This is a genomic window from Bradyrhizobium sp. USDA 4516, assembly GCF_054055915.1.
On the sequence record NZ_JBSRXT010000001.1, the window covers coordinates 6,027,877 to 6,050,728 of the forward strand.

25 protein-coding genes are annotated in these 22,852 nt (G+C 62.3%); 12 read left to right on the plus strand and 13 right to left on the minus strand.

The features are described from left to right. The first annotated feature begins 1 nt into the window (after position 1). Together ACVI1L_RS27420 and ACVI1L_RS27425 are read left to right on the plus strand one after the other, a co-directional pair. Positions 2–844 (plus strand): class II aldolase/adducin family protein, encoded by an 843-nt coding sequence (locus ACVI1L_RS27420; RefSeq protein ID WP_456784322.1) that lies wholly within the window; start codon positions 2–4, stop codon positions 842–844. Continuing rightward, positions 841–1,743 carry a Rossmann-like and DUF2520 domain-containing protein gene (locus ACVI1L_RS27425; protein ID WP_456784323.1) on the plus strand — a complete coding sequence of 301 codons (903 nt, stop codon included), beginning with the start codon at positions 841–843 and terminating at the stop codon, positions 1,741–1,743. Before ACVI1L_RS27420 ends, ACVI1L_RS27425 begins: the two co-directional genes overlap by 4 nt. Positions 1,744–1,796: 53 nt before the next feature. On the opposite strand, the gene hpnH is transcribed toward ACVI1L_RS27425, so the two are convergent. Together hpnH and ispH are read right to left on the minus strand one after the other, a co-directional pair. Continuing rightward, positions 1,797–2,957 (minus strand): adenosyl-hopene transferase HpnH, encoded by a 1,161-nt coding sequence (gene hpnH / locus ACVI1L_RS27430; RefSeq protein ID WP_028331712.1) that lies wholly within the window; start codon positions 2,955–2,957, stop codon positions 1,797–1,799. Positions 2,958–3,000: 43 nt separating this feature from the next. Then, complete coding sequence (gene ispH / locus ACVI1L_RS27435) at positions 3,001–3,927, minus strand: 4-hydroxy-3-methylbut-2-enyl diphosphate reductase (protein WP_076833051.1); 927 nt, start codon at positions 3,925–3,927, stop codon at positions 3,001–3,003. 449 nt (positions 3,928–4,376) lie between these two features. Between ispH and hpnN the strand changes: the two genes are divergently transcribed. Next, positions 4,377–6,989: a hopanoid transporter HpnN gene (hpnN, locus tag ACVI1L_RS27440; RefSeq protein WP_456784324.1), complete on the plus strand. Its 2,613-nt coding sequence runs from the start codon at positions 4,377–4,379 to the stop codon at positions 6,987–6,989. Positions 6,990–7,075: 86 nt separating this feature from the next. Here hpnN and ACVI1L_RS27445 read toward each other — a convergent pair whose 3' ends face one another. Then, positions 7,076–7,705: a DUF2147 domain-containing protein gene (locus ACVI1L_RS27445; protein WP_057015690.1), complete on the minus strand. Its 630-nt coding sequence runs from the start codon at positions 7,703–7,705 to the stop codon at positions 7,076–7,078. Positions 7,706–7,806: 101 nt separating this feature from the next. On the opposite strand from ACVI1L_RS27445, the gene hpnO reads away from it, so the two are divergent. Continuing rightward, positions 7,807–9,198, plus strand: coding sequence for an aminobacteriohopanetriol synthase HpnO (gene hpnO, locus ACVI1L_RS27450; protein ID WP_057015689.1), 1,392 nt, complete (start codon positions 7,807–7,809; stop codon positions 9,196–9,198). 102 nt (positions 9,199–9,300) lie between these two features. Here the strand turns inward: hpnO and ACVI1L_RS27455 are convergent, their stop codons facing one another. The 4 genes from ACVI1L_RS27455 to ACVI1L_RS27470 form a co-directional block, all read right to left on the minus strand. Then, positions 9,301–10,071, minus strand: a complete 771-nt coding sequence (locus ACVI1L_RS27455; RefSeq protein WP_057015688.1) for an anti-sigma factor family protein — start codon at positions 10,069–10,071, stop codon at positions 9,301–9,303. Continuing rightward, the gene (locus tag ACVI1L_RS27460; RefSeq protein ID WP_018270594.1) at positions 10,068–10,625 is read right to left on the minus strand and encodes a sigma-70 family RNA polymerase sigma factor; all 558 of its coding nucleotides are present in this window, start codon (positions 10,623–10,625) and stop codon (positions 10,068–10,070) included. Before ACVI1L_RS27460 ends, ACVI1L_RS27455 begins: the two co-directional genes overlap by 4 nt. 94 nt (positions 10,626–10,719) lie before the next feature. Then, complete coding sequence (locus tag ACVI1L_RS27465; RefSeq protein ID WP_028331706.1) at positions 10,720–11,043, minus strand: cupredoxin domain-containing protein; 324 nt, start codon at positions 11,041–11,043, stop codon at positions 10,720–10,722. 12 nt (positions 11,044–11,055) lie between these two features. Further along, positions 11,056–12,009: a metallophosphoesterase family protein gene (locus ACVI1L_RS27470; protein ID WP_456784325.1), complete on the minus strand. Its 954-nt coding sequence runs from the start codon at positions 12,007–12,009 to the stop codon at positions 11,056–11,058. Between the two features lie 249 nt (positions 12,010–12,258). Here ACVI1L_RS27470 and ACVI1L_RS27475 point away from each other — a divergent pair, with 249 nt between their 5' ends. Then, complete coding sequence (locus tag ACVI1L_RS27475; RefSeq protein WP_076833057.1) at positions 12,259–12,666, plus strand: GFA family protein; 408 nt, start codon at positions 12,259–12,261, stop codon at positions 12,664–12,666. 98 nt (positions 12,667–12,764) lie between these two features. On the opposite strand, the gene ACVI1L_RS27480 is transcribed toward ACVI1L_RS27475, so the two are convergent. Then, on the minus strand, positions 12,765–13,319 hold the full coding sequence (locus ACVI1L_RS27480) for a Spy/CpxP family protein refolding chaperone (RefSeq protein WP_233475477.1): 555 nt from the start codon (positions 13,317–13,319) through the stop codon (positions 12,765–12,767). Between the two features lie 181 nt (positions 13,320–13,500). Between ACVI1L_RS27480 and cax the strand changes: the two genes are divergently transcribed. After that, positions 13,501–14,604 (plus strand): calcium/proton exchanger, encoded by a 1,104-nt coding sequence (gene cax, locus ACVI1L_RS27485; protein WP_076833060.1) that lies wholly within the window; start codon positions 13,501–13,503, stop codon positions 14,602–14,604. A 78-nt stretch (positions 14,605–14,682) separates the two neighbouring features. Here the strand turns inward: cax and ACVI1L_RS27490 are convergent, their stop codons facing one another. Together ACVI1L_RS27490 and ACVI1L_RS27495 are read right to left on the minus strand one after the other, a co-directional pair. Beyond that, the gene (locus ACVI1L_RS27490; protein ID WP_456784326.1) at positions 14,683–14,916 is read right to left on the minus strand and encodes a hypothetical protein; all 234 of its coding nucleotides are present in this window, start codon (positions 14,914–14,916) and stop codon (positions 14,683–14,685) included. Positions 14,917–15,082: 166 nt separating this feature from the next. After that, positions 15,083–15,529 carry a hypothetical protein gene (locus tag ACVI1L_RS27495; protein WP_076833062.1) on the minus strand — a complete coding sequence of 149 codons (447 nt, stop codon included), beginning with the start codon at positions 15,527–15,529 and terminating at the stop codon, positions 15,083–15,085. A 289-nt stretch (positions 15,530–15,818) separates the two neighbouring features. On the opposite strand from ACVI1L_RS27495, the gene ACVI1L_RS27500 reads away from it, so the two are divergent. Continuing rightward, positions 15,819–16,034: a hypothetical protein gene (locus tag ACVI1L_RS27500; RefSeq protein ID WP_168856488.1), complete on the plus strand. Its 216-nt coding sequence runs from the start codon at positions 15,819–15,821 to the stop codon at positions 16,032–16,034. A 290-nt stretch (positions 16,035–16,324) separates the two neighbouring features. Here ACVI1L_RS27500 and ACVI1L_RS27505 read toward each other — a convergent pair whose 3' ends face one another. The 3 genes from ACVI1L_RS27505 to ACVI1L_RS27515 form a co-directional block, all read right to left on the minus strand. Continuing rightward, on the minus strand, positions 16,325–16,732 hold the full coding sequence (locus ACVI1L_RS27505) for a hypothetical protein (RefSeq protein ID WP_456784327.1): 408 nt from the start codon (positions 16,730–16,732) through the stop codon (positions 16,325–16,327). Continuing rightward, on the minus strand, positions 16,729–17,151 hold the full coding sequence (locus ACVI1L_RS27510) for a hypothetical protein (RefSeq protein WP_456784328.1): 423 nt from the start codon (positions 17,149–17,151) through the stop codon (positions 16,729–16,731). Before ACVI1L_RS27510 ends, ACVI1L_RS27505 begins: the two co-directional genes overlap by 4 nt. Positions 17,152–17,216: 65 nt before the next feature. Continuing rightward, positions 17,217–18,269, minus strand: coding sequence for a helix-turn-helix domain-containing protein (locus ACVI1L_RS27515; protein WP_456784329.1), 1,053 nt, complete (start codon positions 18,267–18,269; stop codon positions 17,217–17,219). Positions 18,270–18,486: 217 nt separating this feature from the next. On the opposite strand from ACVI1L_RS27515, the gene ACVI1L_RS27520 reads away from it, so the two are divergent. The 5 genes from ACVI1L_RS27520 to ACVI1L_RS27540 all read left to right on the plus strand — a co-directional run bounded on the left by ACVI1L_RS27520 (position 18,487) and on the right by ACVI1L_RS27540 (position 22,828). Continuing rightward, on the plus strand, positions 18,487–18,873 hold the full coding sequence (locus ACVI1L_RS27520; RefSeq protein WP_456784330.1) for a helix-turn-helix domain-containing protein: 387 nt from the start codon (positions 18,487–18,489) through the stop codon (positions 18,871–18,873). Between the two features lie 106 nt (positions 18,874–18,979). Beyond that, a complete protein-coding gene (locus ACVI1L_RS27525) occupies positions 18,980–19,648 on the plus strand; it encodes a hypothetical protein (RefSeq protein ID WP_244558961.1) in 669 nt (222 codons plus the stop codon). A gap of 106 nt (positions 19,649–19,754) precedes the next feature. After that, entirely contained in the window at positions 19,755–20,096 is a 342-nt protein-coding gene (locus ACVI1L_RS27530) for an HdeA/HdeB family chaperone (protein WP_057015680.1), read from the plus strand. 91 nt (positions 20,097–20,187) lie between these two features. Further along, positions 20,188–21,621, plus strand: coding sequence for a DUF1254 domain-containing protein (locus ACVI1L_RS27535; RefSeq protein ID WP_141339518.1), 1,434 nt, complete (start codon positions 20,188–20,190; stop codon positions 21,619–21,621). Positions 21,622–21,826: 205 nt separating this feature from the next. Beyond that, complete coding sequence (locus ACVI1L_RS27540) at positions 21,827–22,828, plus strand: SphA family protein (RefSeq protein ID WP_456784331.1); 1,002 nt, start codon at positions 21,827–21,829, stop codon at positions 22,826–22,828. Positions 22,829–22,852 lie beyond the last annotated feature (24 nt).

A 22,852-nucleotide genomic window follows, 5' to 3' on the forward strand; every position in this document is an offset into this window, starting at 1 on the left:
CATGCGTCAGACCGAAGTTTGTGCCGTCAGCGATATCAGGGCCGTCGTGGGGGAACAGGAGTGGGCAACCCGGGTCGATCTTGCGGCGTGCTACCGCCTGGTCGCGCTCTACGGAATGACCGACCTGATCTACAATCACATCAGTGCACAGGTCCCCGGGCGTCACGATCAGTATCTGATCAATCCCTATGGCATGCTGTACGAGGAGATCACGGCGTCGAGCCTCGTCAAGATCGACATCGAGGGCCGCACCCTGCTGCAGCCCGACCACGGCTACAACGTCAACGTGGCTGGCTTCTATCTGCACGCCCCGATCCATCGCGCGCGGCCCGACGTGAACTGCGTCCTGCATACCCACACCAGGGCAGGCATCGCCGTCAGCACGCTTGCCGAGGGGCTGCTGCCGCTGTCGCAGACGGCGATGCGGTTTCACGGTCGGATCGGCTATCACGATTTCGAGGGGCCGGCGATCGATCGGGAGGAATGCGACCGGGTCGTCGCTGATCTCGGTCGCAACAATGTGCTGGTGTTGCGCAATCATGGCCTCCTGGTGTGCGGCAACACGATTCCGCAGGCGTTCAACGCGATCTACTGGCTGGAGCAGGCCTGCCGGATCCAGGTCGACGCGCTCGGCTGTGGCCGGCCGCTGCATGCGCCGACCGAGATGGCGATCGGCAACACGGTGACCTGTTTTGCCGGCACCGAGATCACGCTGGACAATGAGCGCGACACCAATCCGGTGCTGAATGAAGCGGCGCAAAATCTGCAAGCCGGGTACGGCCTGCTGGAATGGCCGGCGCTGCGGCGCAGGCTCGACCGCATCGACGGGAGCTACGCGCAATGAGCACGGCGCTGGCGGCGTTGCGGATCGGCTTCATCGGCGCCGGCCGCGTGGCGCAGACGCTCGCGCCGGCCTTCGCCTGCGCGGGGCTGAACGTCGCGGCGTTCTACAACCGCGGTGCCGATGCCGCGCAGCGGCTCGGATCCCGCACCCCGTCGGCGCGGCCGATGACGGACGCGCAGCAGGTCGTCGACCGCTGCGACATGGTGTTCCTCACCGTGAGCGACGACGCGATCCTGCCGGTCTGCCGCGATTTGCGCTGGGAGCCGCGTCACCGCGTGGTTCATTGCAGCGGTGCGACCGAACTGGCCGCGCTCGATCACGCGAAATCCGCAGGCGCCGCGACCGGCGGATTTCATCCGATGCAGATGTTCGCCAATCCCGACGTCGCGCTCGAGGGGTTGCGCGGATGCACCGTCGGCATCGAGGCAGAGGGTGACTTCAGGCGTGACCTGGAATGGCTTGCGACCCGCATCGGGTGTGAACCGCTCGCGCTGCGGGCCGGTGCGCGGGCGCTCTATCATGCGTCGGCCTATTACGTCGGTCCGTTCCTGATCGCGCTGCTCAAGGAGGGCGTCGAGCTCTGGAAGAGCTTTGGCGCCAGCGAGGCCGACGCGTTGCGCGCGATGATGCCGCTGCTGCGGGGGACGGTCGCGGCTGTTCTCGACGGTGGCCTCGCCAACGGCATGGGCGGCTGCGTGGCGCGCGGCGACGTCGGAACGATCCTCAAGCACCTCCGGGCGCTGGATGAGCGATTTCCTCCATCCGGCGCGCTGTATCGCGAGCTCGCTTTGCGCAATGTCCCGCTCGGGATCGAGCGCGGTACACTTAGCGCTCCGCGCGCGGCGGAGATCGAGAAATTGCTTCTGCGCACGAGACTGGAAGAGCAGGCGGCATCCTGAACGAAAAAAAGCCCCGGTTCGCTGAACCGGGGCTTTCATGTTGCTTTCGCTCGTCAGGCGGCGGTCGAGGCCTTCGCCTGCTGCTTGGCGGCGGCGGCCGCAGCCTCGTCGCGGCGGATCTCCGAGAGCTTCTTCTGCACCTGCTCGGCGAAGATGTACTGCGCCGGACGCTGCTTCGACATGTCGATCTCGGGCGCCATCGGGCCTGATGTCCTGATGCCGCGCAGCGCAACCCACATCGCCTTCAGCGGATTGTTGATCGCGGCGGTCGCCGCGGTCGGCTCGTAGCCGCAATGGGCCATACAGTCGGCGCACTTCTCGTACTTGCCGGTGCCGTAGGTGTCCCAGTCGGTGGTGTCCATCAGCTCCTTGAAGGTCTTGGCGTAGCCCTCACCGAGCAGATAGCAGGGCTTCTGCCAGCCGAAGATGTTGCGCGCCGGCATGCCCCATGGCGTGCACTCGTATTCCTGGTTGCCGGCGAGGAAGTCGAGGAACAGGCCGGAATGCATGAAATTCCACTTCTTGCCCTTGCCGAGCGCAAAGACGTCGCGGAACAGCTTCTTGGTCTTGGTGCGGTTGAGGAAGTGCTCCTGGTCGGGCGCACGCTCATAGGCGTAACCCGGCGACATCGAGACGCCGACGCCGAGCTCGGTGGTGAAATCGAGGAACTTGGCGATCTCCTCGGCCGGATGACCATCAAAGATTGTGGCATTGACGTTGACCGTGAAGCCGCGCGCCTTCGCCGCCTTGATCGCCGAGACGGCGCGATCGAACACGCCCTTCTGCGACACCGCCTTGTCGTGATGATCCTTCAGGCCGTCGAGATGCACCGAGAAGAACAAATAGGGCGACGGCTCGAACAGATCGAGCTTCTTCTCGAGCAGCAGCGCATTGGTGCACAGCGAGACGAACTTCTTGCGGGCCACGAGGCCGCGCACGATCTCGCCGATTTCCTTGTGGATCAGCGGCTCGCCGCCGGGGATCGCCACCATCGGCGCGCCGCACTCATCGGCCGCATCCCAGCATTCCTGCGCCGTCATGCGGCGATTGAGGATCGCATCGGGATAGTCGATCTTGCCGCAGCCGACGCAGGCGAGGTTGCAACGGAACAAAGGTTCCAGCATCAGCACGAGCGGATAGCGTTTGCGGCCAAGCAGCTTCTGCTTGATCAGATAGCCGCCGATACGCATTTCCTTGAAGAACGGTATAGCCATTAGACGATTTCTTTCTGCACTTATCAAAGGGATGTGGTTCAGATCAGCCCGCAGTCAGTTCGGCTGGCAGCCGGAATTCGATATTCTCTTCTCGGCCCGGAACGACCGAGACCGACACCGGTCCGATCCGCCGCAGAGCCTCGATCACATCGTCGACCAAAACTTCGGGCGCAGAAGCGCCCGCGGTAATGCCGACGGCCTTCGCATCCTTGAGCCAATCCGGATTGAGTTCGCTCCCATCGGCAATGAGATAACTCGCGACGCCGACCTCGGTGCCGATTTCACGAAGCCTGTTCGAGTTGGAACTGTTGGCGGCCCCCACCACCAAAATGACGTCAACCAGTTTGCTGAGGTCCCTTACCGCAGATTGGCGGTTCTGTGTCGCATAGCAGATATCCCTGATATCCGGGCCTTGAATATCTGTAAATTTTGCCTGAAGGGCCGCGATGATGTCCCTGGTGTCGTCCACGGACAGGGTGGTCTGGGTGATGTAGGCGACCGGCGTATCGCTCGGCAGCCTCAGTTCCGCCACGTCCTGGACACTCTGGACCAGCAGGACCGGCCCCGGAACCTGGCCCATGGTTCCCTCGACCTCGGGATGGCCGGCGTGCCCGATCAGGATCAGCGCGCGGCCCTTCGAGATATAGCGCTTGCCCTGGTTGTGGACCTTGGTGACGAGCGGGCAGGTGGCATTGAGCACCGGCAGATCGCGGGCTTCCGCCTCCTCCTCGACGCTCCTAGCAACGCCATGGGCACTGAAGACGGTCACCGCCTTGGCCGGCACTTCCGAGAGGTCCTCGACGAAGATCGCGCCCTTCTTCTTCAGGCTCTCGACGACGTGTTTGTTATGCACGATCTCGTGGCGGACATAGACCGGCGGCCCATACTTCTCGAGCGCGCGTTCGACGATCTCGATCGCGCGCACAACGCCCGCGCAAAAGCCGCGCGGCTGAGCAAGAAACACTTCCATCTGACGTCCGTTACGCAAATTGCACCAATCTCGTTCAATGCCCTGCGGCCTTTTCGGCAACGCACTCCACAGGTCGGACGTCGCAACGTCAGTTGCAATGTCTGAGCCATCACAGTTCCTGGGCGGGATCTGCGCCCCAAGCGCATGGAAATACAGCGATTTGTGGCAAAAAGGTAGCGGTTCGATGGGGGCGTGGTCACGGACTAGGGGCGTTAGAGGTAATATGGTGTGGATTTCGACCCCTGCGACCGTCCGTCTCCCTCACTTGTTCGTCACTTTATCGCCCACTGATGCGGTTTATACCGGCCATTCGTGGCCGTTCCTGTGGTTTGGAACCTCCTCGCTGTCCCGTCGAGGAAGATAACCAAAACAACATTAGATCGGTCCCGGGAACTCCGCTACAGAGCGGGCGTTTTCGGCCATGCTTCCCCGAGATAGAAAGAAACGAAGTGCTGACAAATATTGTCGTCTCCGTTGTTAGAACCTGTACGCGTTTTGCCCTTCCGGTTGTGATTATCTCTGTCCTGTTGTCGATCGGCGCCGGCTTCTACACGGCCCGCAACTTCTCGATCAACACCGACATCAACAAGCTGATCTCGCCGGATCTCGATTGGCGCAAGCGCGACAACCAGTTCGAGGAAGCATTTGATCGCGAGCGGCTGATCCTGGCGGTGGTCGAGGCAGCGACGCCGGAGCTGACCAGCTCGGCCGCGAAGGCGCTCACCGCGAAGCTGCAGGCCGACAAGAAGAACTTCGAAGCGATCACCGCGCTCGGCTCCGGCGAATTCTTCGAGAAGAATGGCCTCTTGTTCCTGCCGACCGAAGAGGTCGGCAAGGTCGCGGGCCAGCTCGAATCGGCTGCACCGTTGATCGAGATCATGGCCGGCGATCCCTCGATACGTGGCCTGACCGGCGCGCTCGAGACCGGCCTTGCCGGCGTCAAGCGCGGGCAGGTCAAGCTCGACAATGCCGCGCCGCCCTTCAACCTGATCTCCGAGACGGTCGAGACCGTCCTCGCCAAGGGCAACGCGACCTTCTCGTGGCGCGAGCTCACCAGCGACAAGCCGCTGACCGATTCGGACAAGCGCGCCTTCATCGAGATCAAGCCGATCATCGACTATTCGGCGCTGGAGCCGGGCAAGGCCGCGACCGATGCGATCCGCCAGGCGGCGGCCGATCTGAAATTCCCGACTGAATATCACGCGCGCGTTCGCCTGACCGGACCGGTGCCGATCGCCAACGAGGAATACGCCACCGTGCAGGACGGCGCGATCACCAACGGCATCGGCACCGTGGTGATCGTGCTGGTCATCCTCTGGATGGCGCTGCATTCCGGCAAGATCATCTTCGCCGTGTTCGTGAACCTGTTCATCGGGCTTGCCATCACCACGGCGGTCGGCCTGATGATGGTCGGCTCGCTGAACCTGCTCTCGATTGCCTTCGCCGTGCTGTTCATCGGCCTCGGGGTCGACTTCGGCATCCAGTTCAGCGTCCGCTACCGCTCCGAGCGCTTCAAGAACGACAATCTGACGCTGGCGCTGGAAAACGCGGCGCGCCGCTCGGCGGTGCCGTTGTCGCTCGCCGCGATGGCGACCGCTGCCGGTTTCCTCTGCTTCCTGCCGACCGACTACAAGGGCATCTCGGAGCTCGGCAAGATCGCCGGCGCCGGCATGCTGGTGGCGTTCGTCACCAGCATCACGGTGCTGCCGGCGCTGCTCGATCTGCTCAATCCGCCCGGCGAGAAGGAGCCGGTCGGCTACGCCTTCCTGGCGCCGCTCGATAACTTCCTGGAGAAGCATCGCGTTCCGATCATCGTCGGCACGCTGCTGGTCACGGTCGCGGGCCTGCCGCTGCTCCATTACATGAAGTTCGACTTCAACCCGATCAATCTGCGCAATTCCAAGGTGGAATCGATCGCGACCTTCCTCGACCTGAGGAAGGATCCGAACACCGGCGCCAATGCCATCAATGTGATGACGCGCTCGGAAGCCGACGCCAAGAAGATCGAGGCCAAGCTCGAGAAGCTGCCGGAAGTGTCGCGCGTGATGTCGCTCGACAGCTTCGTGCCCGACGACCAGCCGGCCAAGCTGAAGCTGATCGCGCAGGCGGCCAAGACGCTCGGCCCCGCGCTCAACCCGGATTCGGTCGATCCGGCGCCGTCGGATCAGGAGAATGTCGAGTCGCTGAAGAGCTCGGTCGACGGCCTGCGCAAGACCGCGGGCGACGGCAAGGGGCCGGGTGCGCTGGCCGCGCGCCGGCTCGCCGACGCGCTGCAGAAGCTCGCCGATGCGAATGAGGCGACCCGCGACAAGGCGCAGGACGTATTCGTCGCGCCGATGAAGATCGTGTTCGATCAGCTCCGCAATACGCTGCAGGCCCAGACCGTCACGCTGCAGAACCTGCCGCCGGAACTCGTCGCCAGCTGGAAGACCAAGGACGGCCTGATGCGTGTCGAGGTGGAGCCGAAGGGCGATCCGAACGACAACGACAATCTGCGCCGCTTTGCCGACGCCGTGCTCGCCGCCGAGCCGACCGCGATCGGCGGACCGGTCTCGATCCTGAAGTCGGGCGACGTCATCGTGAAGGCGTTCGTCCACGCCGGCATTCTGGCGCTGGTCACGATCAGCCTGCTGCTGTGGCTCACGCTGCGCCGCGTCGTCGACGTGCTGATGACGCTGGTGCCGCTCCTCGTCGCCGGCATCGTCACGCTGGAGATTTGCGTCTTGATCGGGCTGCCGCTCAACTTCGCCAACATCGTCGCGCTGCCGCTGCTGCTCGGCGTCGGCGTGGCGTTCAAGATCTACTATGTCACGGCGTGGCGCCAGGGCAGGACGAATCTGCTGCAGTCGAGCCTGACACGCGCGATCTTTTTCAGCGCGCTGACCACGGCGACCGCGTTCGGCAGCCTGTGGCTGTCGAGCCATCCCGGCACCGCCAGCATGGGCAAGCTGCTGGCGCTCTCGCTGGTCACCACGCTCGCGGCGGTGTTGCTGTTCCAGCCGGCGCTGATGGGCAAGCCGCGCGAGGTCAAGGAGGAGGACATCGCCAACGACGTCACCTGACGCGTTGGCGATTCGCTGTCGAACCGGCTTGGCGGCAGGCGCCGCCGAGCCGCGATGTCAGCGGACGGTGTTCCCGCAGGTTTCCGCTAATGCGTCGGTCGCGCGATGTCGGGGAGCAGGCAGATATCGCCCACGGCGTCAGCCTGCGCATTGGCATTGCCCGGGGCCTGCTTTTGCCCCGGCTTGGTGGCCGGCGCCACGGCACCGGTGGTTTTCTGCGGTGCTGTTGACTTGGGCTGGGTGCCCTTCGCCGCCGGGCTGCCGGCTGCGCTCACCGGAATCGGCGGACCGACGCGGGTCCAGGTCTCGCCGCCGCACAAGAAGCCGAGCACGCAGCCCTGGATCTCGAGCTGATCGGTGCCGACGGGCTTGATGGTCGAGCTGTAGAGCTGTCCGTCCTTGGCGTTGTAGACCTGACCCTCCCACGCATCCGCGCCGGCCTTCTTCTTCATGTCGATCAGGATCGGCATGCCGAGCGTCGGCCTGCTCTGCTTCGCAGGATCAGGATTGTTCTTATCCTTGCCGCCTGGGGTTTTTTCCCAAGACACCGCACCCCACATGTTGCCATTACACTGGGCGACGCGGATGGTGGCGACACCGTCAGCGACCTTCCAGTCGCCGGTCGGGTCCGCTGCAAGTGCCGGTGATAATACGGTGGCCAAAAATAAACCTGAAAAGGCTATTGTACGCGCGAAAGTTCTTGGGCAGTGCAACATGGTCCAAACCTGTGCTTAACTGGACGATCCGAGCGGGGTCAAAACGCCGCTAGCGAGCGTTTTAAGTTGACGAGATGGCCATCAACCGACGTATGTAACGAATGGTAAGTTCCAATTTAGACGTTTCCGAGATTTTTGTGGAGCGCGAGGGGCAGCGCGGTGCCATGCATACGCGTCACCTCAACGAGCAGCTCGTTCGCGTTCTCAAGACCATCGGCTACGACGTCGGCTTCCAGAAGGGGCAAGGCCAATACCTCTTCGATCGTCAGGGGGCTCGTTACCTTGATCTATTGAGCGGATTTGGCGTTTTTGCGATTGGCCGCAATCATCCGGCCCTGCGCCAGGCGCTGAAGAGCGTGCTCGACGCCGATCTGCCCAATCTCGTGCAGCTCGATGTCTCGACGCTCGCCGGCGTGCTCGCTGAACGTCTTCTGGAACATGTTCCATACCTGGACAAGGTGTTTTTCGCCAATTCCGGCGCCGAAACCGTCGAAGCCGCGATCAAGTTCGCGCGTGGCGCGACCGGCCGCCCCGGTATCGTCTATTGCGGGCATTCGTTCCACGGCCTGTCCTACGGCGCGCTGTCGCTGACGGATGATTCGAATTTCCGCGGCGGATTCGAGCCGCTGCTGCCGGGCTGCACTCCGATTCCCTTCAACGATCTCGAAGCGCTGGAGAAGGCGCTGTCGTCGCGCCAGGTCGGCGCCTTCATCGTCGAGCCGATCCAGGGCAAGGGAGTCAACATGCCCACCGACGAGTTCCTGCCCGGCGCGCTGGCGCTGTGCCGCAAATACGGCACGCTGTTCATCGCCGACGAGATCCAGACTGGCATCGGCCGCACCGGAAAATTCCTCGCGATCGAGCATTGGGGCATCGAGCCGGACATGGTGCTGCTGGCGAAGGCGCTGTCCGGCGGTCACGTGCCGATCGGCGCGCTGCTGACGCGCAAGAACATCTTCGACAAGATCTTCAACCAGATGGACCGCGCGGTCGTGCATGGCTCGACCTTCGCCAAGAACGATCTCGCGATGGCCGCCGGCATTGCCACGCTCGACGTCATCAAGGCCGAGAAGCTCGTCGAGAACGCCGCCAAGCGCGGCGCCGAGCTCCGTCTTGCGCTGACGCGCATGGTGCCTGGCTATGAACTGATGAAGGAAGTTCGCGGCAAAGGCCTGATGATCGGCGTTGAGTTCGGTCCGCCGAAATCGCTGCGGCTCAAGGCGTCGTGGAATCTGCTGGAGACCGCCAACAAGGGCCTGTTCTGCCAGCTGATCACGGTGCCGCTGTTCAAGGATCACAAGATCCTGACCCAGGTCGCCGGCCACGGCCTCCACACCATCAAGCTGCTGCCGCCGCTCATGATCACCGAAGAGGACTGCACCTGGATCGAGAAGTCGTTCGACGACGTGATCGCCGGCAGCCACAAGGTGCCCGGCGCGATCTGGTCGCTCGGCAAGACGCTGGTCGACAACGCGGTGCGCAAGTCGGCGTAGTTTCGAACCTGTAGCCCGGATGGAGCGAAGCGAAATCCGGGATTCTCGCAACTGGCAAGACCGTTCCCGGATTGCGCTTCGCTCCATCCGGGCTACAAGATTTCACCCCTCCTTGTTGGCGCGCATTGCGCCCTCGAACTTGTCGCCGAACTCGGAGAGCTCGTCGGCGCCGAGATCGCTGACCGCCCAGTAGTTCAGGCCGCGGTCGCTCCAGCGGCGGATGTTGAAGCCCTGCAGTGTCGAGATCTTCGCCGCCTTGCGTTCGGTGTTCGCTGTCTGCGCCACGAACAGGTTGATGACGTGCTGGCGCCGCTTGTAGACCACGGCGCCGATCTCGCGGGCGTTGACGTAGTCGAGCCGGCCGCCGATCAGGGTAAAGCCCTGCGCGGTGAGATCGATCACCGGCGGCGAGACGTCGAGCTTGCCGTTGAACCAGGGCTTGACCGTATGCTGATCCGTCGAGATCACGTCGGTGAGGTGGCCGGCCTGCAGCGAACGCAGATGCGCCGACACCACCTCGTTCTCGATGCGCTGCTCGTCATCGTTGCGCAGCACGATCGCGACAAGGCCGGTCGCTGCCATCGCCGACACCGCGGAGCCCAGCGCGAAGCCGCGCAGCACCGAGCGCCGGGTCGGCGCCGCCTGCGCTTGCGGTTGCGGCAGTGACTTCTCGATCTTGCGGCGCAGCTCGAGCGGCGCCTTGTAGCGCAAATCGCTCTCGGCGATCGCCTGGCGGATCTCCTGATACTCCTTCATGAGCGCGGCACAATGCGCGCACCCCTCGACATGGACTTCCACTTCGCGCGCATGGCCGGCGTCGAGTTCGCCGTCGATCAGCGCGTGGATCAGCACTTCGGCTTCCTCGCAGGTCATTTCGCTTGCTCCTGTTCCGCAAGCCAGGCCGATCGCAGCATGGCGCGGGCACGCGCGAGGCGGGACATCACGGTGCCGACCGGCACGGCGGCGACATCGGCGATCTCGCGGTATGAAAGATTCTGGATTTCCCTGAGAACGAAGGTCTCGCGGAACGGCTCGGCAAGCGCCGCGACCAGCTTGCGCACGGTCTCGCCGTCGAAGCGGCGCAGCAGCTGCTTTTCCGGGGTCTCCGGGGCTTCATTCCATAACGGGGTCTGCTCGCCGCCTTCGGGCAACTCCTCGACCGCGGTCGGGGCGGTCTTGCGCCTTGCATATTCGGCGCGGCAGACATTGCGCAGGATCGCGAACAGCCACGGCTTCATCGCAGGTCCGCGGTAGCTGTCGAAATGCTTGTAGGCGCGCAGATAGCATTCCTGCACCGCATCCTCGGCGTCGGCGGCATCGCGCAGCAGATAGCGGGCCAGCGTATAGGCGTCGTCAAGGTACGGCAGCGCGGCCTCGCGGAAGCGCCGCGCCTTTTCGGGATCGTCTTGCGACGCGTTGACAACCATCGTGTCCTGCCCGGCATGTCGAGAGACGGCTCGTGCCCGGCCGGGGGCGGAGGGCCACCGGCCGGGCATGGTTGTGATTGTATGGGTTGTCACGTTACCCAACCTTGACACTGCCTGTCATGTGCGGATGCAGCGAGCAGAAATACTTGTACTCGCCGGGCTCCGTGAAGGTGAACGAGAAGGTGCCGTCGGTATCCATGGTCTTGGAGCGGAATTTGCCCGCGCACACCACGGTGTGCGGGATGTCGTCGCGGTTGGTCCAGGTCACGGTCGTGCCGACCTTCACCTCGAGCTGGGGCGGGGTAAACGAGAAGTTGTCGATGTGAACCGCGGTATCTTCGGCGCGGGCCGCCGTGACCGGCAGCAGCATGGTCGCGACCACGGCGATCCCGAAGTCGCGTCGATTGATCGAACTCATCGGTCTTGTCCCTCAGCCTTGCAGCGGCGTGTCGATGATCGCCAGCGGCTGGCTGTTCTGCTTGAAGTTGATGCTGGCGACGCCGAGCATGCTGCGCAGCTTGGCATCCTCCACCTTCATCGGGCCGGGCGAGGGGGCGGAGCCCGGCGCCGGCTGCGGGAAGGCGGTCGAACGCGCGGTGTGGAAGGTGACGTTGCCCTCGACCTTCTGCATCACCTGGTGGATGTGGCCGTTGAGCACTGTGACCGAGCCGAAGCCCTTGACGTATTCCAGCGCACGGGCGCCGTCCTCGGTGCCCCAGCCCCATTGCGGATAGACCGTCCACAGCGGGATGTGGGCGAACAGCACGATCGGCGTCGACTTCGAGCGGCCCTTGAGGTCGTTCTCCAGCCATTCGAGCTGCTCGTTGCCGAGATTGCCGAGGCCGCCGCCCTTGAGGTCGACGACGTTGACGAGGCCGATGAAATGCACGCCGCCGGCATCGAACGAATAGTAGCCCGGACCCTTGGTGCCGCGGCCGTAGCGCTCCTTGTAGAACTTGACCTCCTCGTCGATGAAATCGTGCTCGCCCGGCACGTAGTGCACGTCGAGCTTGGCCTGCGAGATGATGCGATCGGCGTCATCGAATTCGGATGCCTTCGACAGATGCGTGATGTCGCCGGTGTGGATCATGAAGGACGGCTTGACCTGCATCGCCCGGACCTTGTTGATGGCCTCTTCCAGCGTGCCGATGGCGTTCGGGTTGGCCGGCTTGTCGAAGCCGACATGACTGTCGCTGATCTGCATGAAGGTCATGCCGGGCGCAGCTTCCGCAGCCGCGGCCGAGCCGACGATGCCGAGCGAATGCGGCACGCCGCCGGTGACGGTCCACAGCACGCCGGTGCCGGCCCAGGTCATGCATTCCAGCACCTTGCGTCGGCTGACGCCTTTTTCCTCATCGCGATGGTCGTGATCGTGTCCGCTCATGGCAAGTCTCCCGTGGGCCCAGGGATTGGGTTTCCGGGGAGGTGATCGGCGGGGCTGGGGCTTTATTCCCGAGGCCTCGGCGGGGCCGAGGGCAGGGATGACGATTTCGTGAGCTGCGACGCCGGCCCGCATGATCGGCAGGCGCAGGGGACCGCGCGACAGCTCGACGCAAGGGCAAGATGCGCAATTGAAGCATTGCTGCTCGCAGCGTTATCGATCCGGCAAACCACTGATCGAGCGGAGGAAAACATGGCTGACGTCACCGGCGGCTGTCACTGCGGCGAGATCCGTTACGAGGTGACCGGCGAACCGGTCGTCCATGCTTTGTGCCACTGCACCGATTGCCGGCGCCACGCCGGCGCGCCGATGGTTGGCTGGATCATGGTTGCCGAGGACATGGTCAAGGTGACCAAGGGGCAGCCCAGGATCTACCGATCCTCGGAGCATGGCCGGCGGCACTTCTGCGCGAACTGCGGCAGCGGACTTTTCTATACCAATGGCAACATGCTGCCCGGGTTCATCGACATCCAGAGCGGCACCTATGACGATCCCGACGCGGTGCCGGCCACGATGCATATCCAGGTCGCGGAGCGGCTGCGCTGGATGGAGGATGCGCATGAGCTGCCGACCTTCGACCGCTTTCCGCCGCCGGAATGACCGCCGGTTGATGAACGCGGCGCTGCCTCTGGCGAAGCGGCGATGCGCGCCGCGACATGGAATCGCCCCGCAACGTAGACGCCTGCGCCCGTTTGGCTTTACTCGTCCTCGTCTTCCGGACCGCCGCGCTGCTCGATCGCATTTCGCACGCTACGCATGACAGCGAACGACACGAACGCCATCCTTCTCTTCTGATCATCGCTCAATGTCTTGTAGAGCGGCTCCCAGGCATCGGCGAGCTTCTTGAGGTCGGTCCCGCGCTGAATCAGCCGATCCGCCCTGCGCTGCATGAATTCGACCGGATTGCCTTCATGCATTCCGTCCATCGGTCCGTTTTCGTGCAATTCGGCAATGCGCTCCAACCGAGCCTGCCGATTTTTCGCTCTGGTGCGGATCGCATCCTCGATGGCCGGCCAGTACTTCTCCTGATCCGGAGTCAGCTGCAAGGCGGCCTTGACGATGCCGACGCGCATGTCGGTCAGGCTCTTCAGGTCGGCGGCGCTGGGTGGCGCAACGCCGACAGTCGGGGATGTCTCTGCTGCGATGGCGAGAGACGAGGTTGTCATCAAAAGTGCAATCGCTGCTGCGGCTGCGTTCCTCGTCATTGCAAACTCCTGAGCTGCTTTTCTTGGACGTCCCGAGAAGGAAAACATAGCCGGATCGGCTGCCGGTTGATCTAGGTCAAAGGGGCAGGGAGCCGGAGGCAGGAACGCTCTTCTGACCGTTCGCAAAATACCGAGCGACGTCGGCTGTTTGCGGGTTGAGCTAGATTAAGCGCGGGCGGTCCAAGGTGTTCAGAAATTGCTGTCCAACTCCCACCGACCGGGCGGTCCCATGCACCTTCTGCTCAAGGAAATTCGTCACAATCCATTATTCTGGATGCTTGTCTTCGTGCCGATTGTGCTGGTGGTCGAGACGGCAGCTCCGTCCGCCCACACAGCACTGTTTGTGCTCGCCGTGCTGGCCATCGTGCCGTTGGCTGCCCTTCTCAGCCACGCGACGGAAAGCGTCGCGGAGAAAACGGGCGACGCAATCGGAGGCTTGCTCAACGCAACCCTGGGCAATCTGACCGAGCTGATTATCGCGATCGCTGCGCTGCATGCCGGCGAATACATGCTGGTGAAGGCATCGATCGCTGGTGCCATCGTCACCAATTCACTCTTCATGCTCGGCGCATCGTTCCTGCTCGGGGGGCTCCGCCATCACGTTCAGGAATATAACCGGGCCGGCGGGAGGATGTATGCAGCGCTGCTGCTGATGGCGACGATTGCGCTGCTTGCGCCCTCGGCTGTCGCCGACCTCGATCCGGCGCGCGGCGAGGCCATGGCGCTGGCTCTCAGTACGGGCCTCGCTGTGCTGCTGATATGCGCCTATGGGCTCGGCTTGCTGTTCTCGCTCAAGACACACAAGGAGCTGTTCGCAAGCGAGGAGCATGGCGAAACCGGCGGCGCCGGCTGGCCGATCGGACTTGCGTTAGGCACCCTTCTCGTCGTCACGGTGCTGGTTGCGCTGGTCAGCGAAATATTCGTCAGCTCGGTGCAGAAAGCGGGCGAGACGCTGGGATTGAGCCCGGCGTTCGTCGGTTTCATCATCGTCGCGCTGGTCGGCGCCGCGGCAGAAATGGCGGTCGCGTTTTCTGCGGCGCGCAAGAACCGTCTCGATATGAGCGTCAGCATCGCGCTCGGCAGCGCGTCTCAAATCGCCTTGTTTGTCGCGCCGGCACTGGTGCTTCTGAGCTACGTCGTCGGTCCGAAGCCGATGGATTTGCAGTTCTGGCCGGGCGCCGTGACGATGGTCATGATCGCCTCCGTGACGTCCTGCTTCATCACCAACAGCGGACGGTCGGCATGGTTTATCGGCGCCTTGCTCGTGCTCATCTATGTGATTTTCGCCATGACCCTGTACATGGTGCCACCTGGATCGCACGGCCCGGTTTGATCAACGGCGAGCGTTGCCGGCACCAATCCGGACGAGGGCGCGTGTTCTTCGTCGCGTTCACGCGGACCCCTGATGGCTTTAGAGCGGTAGCTCGCTCTGACCGCGCGTCCAGTCGATGATGTCGATCTGGAGCCCCCGTTTCAGAATCTCGGCCTCAAGATTGCTGGCATGCCGCTTCCATTCGGCCGTCGACCGGATCCGGAATTTTGGATCTTCACCGTTTGCCTCGAACTCATCGTCGGCTTCGAGCGCGCCGCGAACAGCCTCGTACATCATCTTAAGGCTCGCGTCGGTGAAGGCGTCGTACTCCATCGAGCCGTCTCCTTGGAAAAGCAAAATTCAAGGGACCGCCACGATGGCGATCGTGGCGTCTCTTTGCGATCGATCCATTCAAAATGGACATGCCGATGCCTGACCGAAGCTCGACAGCGAGCCGGTGCGGTGCAACCGCACGTCCATCCATTGCAGCTCAGCCGGATCAATACTGCGGGCAGACCATTTGCCCGTATTCATTGTAGTAGCAGCTTTGGTTGCCGTAGTAGCCATAGGCGCCATACGCGCCGGCTGCGGCTGCAGCGCCGACGGCGGCAGCACCATAACCCCAGCCCGGCCGATAGTAGCCTCTGCCGTAGCCGGGATAGCCGGCGACCGGGCGGCCAGGGCGCCCTGCAATCGGTCGACCGGGATAGCCCGGACGCCCTGCAATCGGTCGGCCACCTGGACGGCCGGCAACGCGATATCCTCCACCGTGAACTCTTCCGCCGCCTACATGCATGCCACCGCCGCGCATCCCGCCGCCGTGAAAGCCGCCTCCGCCGCCGCGGAAGCCGCCGCCTCCTCCGCGACGGGCATAGGCGTCATCAGGAATCAGGCAGACAGCGACGAGAACCAGAGCCGCCAGAGCGGCGAGGATGCAACGAAGCATGGCGTGTCCTCCCTATGGGACAATTTGCGAACGGCGACACTGCGACAATTTCGCCTCGCGAGATTGACGTAGATCAACGGAATGCAGTAGGGCGCGCATTCCAAAAGGGTCAGGCAGCTGTCATCAACCCCAGGCCAATCTGTACTTTGCTGCCGAAGCATCTTGCCTGGAATGCGAACGTGAGTTCCATGGCATTTGCTTTTCGCCTCAGTCAGGCGACAGCCATCGTTTCATTGCCGAGTTCACCTGGTGTTTTTACGTCCTGCGGAACGCAGCCAAGAGGATCAACGTGCGCAAAGCGGATGTGACGTGCGCGTGCTGTGGCGCAGGTTTCCGGCGGTTGGAGCTATGGTCCGAACCTGGTGCCAAGGGTGAGTATCGCTGTCCCGTTTGCGACTACTTGCTCGAGGCCTTCGATGGCACCAACCTGATCGCCTATCGGCTGACGATCCAGCCGGTGCGCGCGCCGGCCTACTCGGTCAAACCGATCGACGATCAACAATAGCCGGACGATTGGTTGCCGCGAGCGTGCTTCGGTTTTCGAGGTAACTTGCTGACGCCATGACTGTTTGGCCGTGTCACTGCACCGATTGGCGCAGCATCCCGGCGCGCCGATGGCCGACCCGGTGACGGCCGCAGAGGACGCAGTCAAAGTGACCGGGGCAGAACTACCTGTCGTAGGAGCACGGTCGGGGGCGGGTCGCTCGCACCCTCGTCGGATGGTCTCGGTGCTTGCTTGCTCGGGCGGCCGGGGCGCCGGCTAGTTCTTGACGGCATACAGAGGCGTTCTGAACGTCAGTTGATAGGCCGGTTTCGCACCCACATGATTTCGGCTGTGACGCCAAACAGTCGGTTGTCATTATCGTCCACGCGGTCGAGATCGATCCGCACGATCGGTTGCGCAAAGGGCTGAATTGATGCGAGGTTCAGAAGCTGCGCGCCCTCGAAGGATTGCACGCCCACGCGGCCGGTAAATTTCCAATTGTTCGGCCATTGATAGTAGCCGCCGACATAGGCAATCGTGTTCGGGTTGATCCTGCCCAGCGCACCGTCGACGTCGGTTCGCGTGTATTGGAAACCGCTGAGGAAGCCTCTGGTCTCATCGGAATCGAGCGCATAGTCAAATTCGAGAATGTTGTTGAAGGAGGTTGTGCTCAGAGGACCATCGGGAATCGACTTTGTGATAGTCGACTGCAGCGTCACGGTAGGAAAGGTTCCACGTTCTGCTCGAAAAGGTCGGCCTGGAAGCCGATGTTCCAGCTTGTGATTTGAAGGGACGAAAAGCCGGAGCTTCCAAAGCTCGTCGAACTGCCGGAGACGCCGGCATAGAGCGAGGCGCTCTCGGTGACATCGACCGTCAGCGGAAAATCCATATTGAGGGATTTCGCTGCTGGCAGGCCGACCGGAAATGCCGCGCCGCCTGATGTCGCAAGCGTCTGCGTATTGAACAGCGTCGGATGGCCAAAGCCGAACGCGAGCGATCCTGCCGGAACCTGTGCGTAGATCGTCCTGAGGTCGAGATAGATCGTCGGCACCGAAGCATTGGCAAGGCCATCATCGTTTGCGGCAAAGGCCTGCGCAACCGGGACGGCGATAAGCAGCGCGCACAATGCCGCGCTCAAGATCGATCCGGGAGCCAGGAGCCCCGCGTTGTTACGTGGCGGCGCGTTCAAGGCGAGAACCTTCCCTAGGCGCGGCGATTGCCATTGGATCGGGAGGCAGGCCGATCGATCGTGGCTTGTCCGTTGCTCGACCTTTGCCGAAACTCCCGTGGGGTGCAGCCGGAAATCCGGCGGAAAGCCCGCGTGAAGTGGGCAGGGTCGGCATAGCCCGACGAGAATGCAACGTCGATGATCTTGATTTCTGTGCTGCCCAGAAGCTTGGCCGCATTGTTGAAGCGAGCCTGCTCAAGCAGACCCGAATATGTCAGACCAGCGAGCGAAAGCCTCCGCTGCAGACTCCTGGTGCTCACGCCCATCATCTCGGCGGCCTGCATGATCGTGAGGCCTCCTTGATCAAGGTAGGAGGGCAAGCTTAGCTTCAGTGCGCTGACGACGTCCTTTCCGAATGACTGCGGCTCGTGATCGGCGGGCGTCGGCCGAACGTCGTTTGCGGGATTTGCAAGACTGAGGAGTTCTGCCGGCACTTCGATCCATGACGCCTTTTGACCCGACATGAAGCGCGTGTTCGGCCAATGCGACTGGACCTCCGGGCTCGGCGTATAGAGTGCTTCAAACGCAATCACTCTCGGAGACCAACTGATCCCGGCGAACTGACGGACGATGCGCAGGACGAATATGTTCTGAAGCCACTGGGATATCTCAAGATGGGAAATGCCCTCCGTTCCAGTAAGCTTGCTGCAAATCTTCAAGCTCTCGCCGCTTGGCTCGAGCCATAGCTGGAGGATCGTATCTTCGCACGGCGCCCACCGGCAAATTTGCTGCAGGGCAACCAGAAGCGTTGGCGCATGGCGCACCCGCGCCCGCATGGCTTCGCTCAAATGTTCGAACGATAGCCGCTGGGCTGCGCGAAAGGCGATTTCCGATAGGCCCTGCTTTTGCTGAGCGGCCGTCGCGAACCGAACCGCCGGCAGCAAAGGCACGTAATGATCCGCTTTTTCTTCAAAGGACGTCGGGAGTTGAAATCTGGCGAGAAGTGCTGCCGTCGGGCCGCCTATTTCAGAATGGAGCTCAGCGAACGGGATCAGAAATTGACAACGGGTCAATGGAATGACGGTCATTACTACCTACCCAAGAAGTTTTGCCGCGATCGCAGCTTAGCAGGCCGGAACTCGTCTTGCGTTGTCTTTATCGCGAAACCAGCTGCGACGACGCGTTCGACGAATTCCGGTTCGCGAAAGTTTTGGCGGCCGATGGCCAGATCGGTGGACGAAGCTGCTTTATCTTGAAGCGTCGTTTTTCTTGCAGGAGCACGGGCTTCACGCCTCAAACCAACCGATGAGAGCTGTCCGATTGCCTTCAGCCCAGGCGGTCCGCGCAGTCATTGTCGCGTCGCTGCGACACGGTGACGCAACTCTTGATAGCACCGCTCGCGCCCTCAAGATCAGCTCGCGCACGTTGCAGCGACACCTTGGTCGCCTGGGCACCAGCCACAGCGACATACTCGCGGAGGTTCGCTTGAACATCGCTTGCCGCTTGCTCGTAGACTCAAGCAAGCGGCTGTCGGAAATCGCGAAATTCGTCGGCTACAGCAACGCCAGCAGCTTCAGCCGCAGGTTCGTGCGTTTGATGAAAATCCAACCTATCGTTTACAGGCAGCGGCAACTTGCCGATCGGCAGGGCAAAGCGGGCCATCGCAAGAGATCCCACACCGCTGGGCCATGACAATTCCGATCATTGGCGCGAAATGGCAAGACGCGCGATTTGAATTGGCGCGAAATGCTTAGCGAAGCTGATTGCCGAGATAGCGCTCCCCAAAGGAATAACAAACATGACCCTTCGCTCAGCTCTGTTGGTATTTTGCGTCGCCGGATTGATTGCCGCTCCCCATAAGGCGCTTTCCCAAACTGCACCCGAGAACAAACCACACGTACCGCTCGAGAAGTCGATAGGTCAGGCAAAGCCGGAAGTCGTGCCATCGCTCTTCGTCCTCAACTCGCGCGGTGCGAGCTTGAAGGACGGGAAGCTTGTGCTGACGGGGGTTTCACCGAATGCGATCGTGTTCGCCGATCGGCCCGTGAGGGCAGCCGGTCATGATCTCACATCGCGCATTGTCGAGGATTGGGGCAATGGCAGTGACAATTTCGCAAAGGACCCTCCAAACGCCACGGTGTCCGGGTTCAGGAAAGACGGATCATCGGTAGCGGACGCCGTCGTCGTCTTGAAATCGCCCAAGCTCGAAGGCGACAGGCTGACTTTCGATGTCGATATGCTCGAAGGCGACCTTGCGGGGGCTGATGGACCGGCGTCGATCTTTATCGACATCATCGGTCGTCCATTCACGCCGCTGTCTTTTGCCGGCGTTGCCCGCCGCACCGCCTGGCGAGGTGCTTACTACCGCGGCGCTGCAGTCGCGGGTGCGGCCGCGCTTGGAGCTGCGGCAGCCTATCCGTACTACGCCCCCCGATGCGGATACTATCCTTATCCGCCTTGTTACTGAGCAACGCGACCGTCGCGTCGAAGCCGCTGGGCCGACAGGTGGAAGATCGGCCGCGATCTAAGCCGGGCACGCGAGCTCACAGGAGAGCATCATGAGACGAACCGCTATGATCGCAGCATCGCTGATCGTCGCCGGCATTCAGTCGGCGCACGCGCAGACAGACCTCAGCGCCTACGCCAACGCCGAAGGCTATCTGGACGTTCAGAAGCTGACCTGCGCGCAACTCGCCGGAACATGGCAGGGAGACGCCGACCTTCTCACTGCCTGGTACAGCGGTTGGTACAACGGGCTTGCGCGCAAGCACTACCTCGACATCAAGAAGTCCCGCGAGGCCGAGCACGAAGTAATCCAACATTGCAAGGCGCATCCTGATCAACTCATCATCGAGGCGATCGCGGCGGTCTTCAAGGATATGAGAGCGGCGCTCGGGATCAGGATGCAGCCCTGACCCGCGGGATCGGACACCTTTTACGGCAGGCCGACAGTCGGAGCAGCCTGACGATTGTTTGAAGACCATTCGATTTGCAAAGGAGAGAACAATGGAGATCACGCGTCGCAATCTTGCGCTCGGCGGAATGGGTCTGCTCACCGGAGCGGCGATAGGTCGACCAGCCGTCGCCGAGGAGGGAGCTTTCGCGGGTGTCGGTCAGGGCTTGGAGGACTTCTGGCTCGCGAGCGACGCCTACATATTCGGCTATCCGTTGGTGACGATGGAGATGACGCGGAGGATCATCACCAACGTCGCGGAGCCCGTGGGCACGCGAGGGCCGATGGGCCATATCATCAAGCTGCGCCAATATCCGGACGCGTCGTTCCGTGATGTTACTGCGCCCAACGCGGACACGCTCTACACCACGTCCTTCTTCGACGTCGGGAAAGAACCGTGGGTCCTCAGCATCCCGGACATGAAGGGGCGCTATTTCCTGATGCCCATGCTTGATGGCTGGACGACGGTGTTCCAGGTGCCGGGGAAGCGCACCACCGGCACCGGTGCCCAAACCTATGCCATCACCGGGCCCGGCTGGAAGGGCACGCTGCCGGACGGCGTGAAGGAGTACAAATCGCCCACCAATATCGTGTGGCTGCTCGGCCGCATCTATTGCACCGGAACGCCGGAGGACTACGCCGCCGTCCACAAGCTGCAGGATGAGTGCAAGCTCGTTCCGCTCAGTGCTTACGGCAAGCCGTACACACCGCCTCCAGGAAAGGTCGATCCTTCGATCGACATGAAGACGGCCGTCCGCGAACAGGTCAATCGCATGGACGCGGTGTCGTATTTCAAGCTGCTATGCGAGCTCATGAAAAGCAACCCGCCGAACGCGGCAGACGCGGCCCAGCTCGCCAAATTTGCCCGCATCGGCATCGTACCCGGGCGGGACTTTGATGAGACCAAGCTGAAGGCGGACTTCCTGAAGCGTGTGCCCGAGGTGTCATTCGACAGGATCATGCTTCAGTTCAAGGTCAACAAGGCCATCACGGATGAGAACGGCTTTGCGTTCACGACGAAAACCGGCATCTACGGGACGGACTACCCGATGCGGGCCCTGGTAACCGCGATCGGACTCGGCGCCAACCGCCCGCAGGATGCCGTCTATCCGACCTCGCAAAAGGATGCGGATGGCCGCAAGTACAATGGTGCGAACAAATACGTCATGCGGTTTCCCAAAGGCCACTTGCCTCCGGTCGAGGGATTCTGGTCGCTCACCATGTACGACAGCAGCTACTTCTTTGTGAACAATCCGCTCAACCGATATTCGATCAGCGCGCGGGAAAATCTGAAGGAAAATCCGGACGGCTCGACCGATCTCTATATTCAGAAAGACTCGCCCGGTAAAGACAAGGAATCGAACTGGCTTCCTGCGCCCGAGGGAGATTTCATACTCATGCTGCGGATGTATTGGCCGCAGGAAACCGACCCCTCGATCATCAACGGCACTTGGACGATTCCGGCCGCCAAGAAGATCGGGGCCTGAGAAACTGGATTCATGCCGGCTCCAACCGGGCCGGCATGAATCAATGTGCTACAATTTTGGGGCGAATCGTGCGCTTGAGCGAGCCGTACAGGTCGCACCGCACCAAAGGGGGCGTGACATGCGGCTTCGCGGTCTTTCGATGAGGCGGCGACCAAACGGGCGAGGCAAGACACTCAGGGATGTCGGCATCGCCATGATACTGGTCATGGCGTCAGTTTCGTCTGAGACCGCGCGTGCCGACGAGGCCGGCGTCTCATACTGGCTTCCCGGCCGCTTCGGCAGCCTCGCTGCGACCCCGCAGGTCCCTGGCTGGTCGATGGCGGAGGTCTACTATCACACCAGCGTAAGTGCATTCGGCAATGCCGCAGCCGCCAGGGAGATCCAGGTCGGCAGAATCCCCGCCGCGGCTAACGTCAACCTAAACCTGCATCTCAACGCGCAGGCGGATCTCATCCTTCTCAATCCCACTTATACGTTCGCAACGCCGGTGCTGGGTGGCCAACTTGCCATCGGCGTGACCGGGCTGTTCGGACGGTCGAGCGCGGATCTTGCGGGGACGCTGACGGCGGCCGTCGGTCCGCTGGCGACAACCCGCACCGGCAGCTTCGGCGATTCGATCACATCGGTCGGCGACCTCTACCCGCAGGCGACGCTGAAGTGGAACGCCGGGGTGCACAATTTCATGAGCTATGTAACGGGAGACATCCCGGTCGGAGCATACAGCCCGAGCAGCCTTGCCAATCTCGGCATCGGTCACGCGGCCATCGATGCCGGCGGCGGCTACACCTACTTCAACCAGCAGGCGGGCCACGAATTTTCCGCGGTCGCGGGCTTCACCTACAATTTCAAGAATCCGGATACCCAGTACCAGAGCGGGGTCGACTTCCATCTGGATTGGGGCGCCTCCCAATTCCTGTCAAAGCAGGTTTTCGTTGGCCTGGTTGGATATACCTATCAGCAGGTCACCGACGATTTCGGCCAGCACCCTGTCCTGGGAGGCTTCCGGTCCCGCGTGCTTGGCGTTGGTCCGCAGATCGGCTTCCTGTTTCCCGTAGGCGACATGCAGGGTTATCTGAATCTCAAAGGGTATGGAGAATTTGCAGCAGAGAATCGCCCGGCCGGCTGGAATACCTGGTTGACGTTCTCGATCTCTCCGATGGCGCCGACCAGCACCGTGACGCCGGCCCGACGGGTCGTGACAAAATAGCAGCGCTGCTGGCGCCTTCGATTG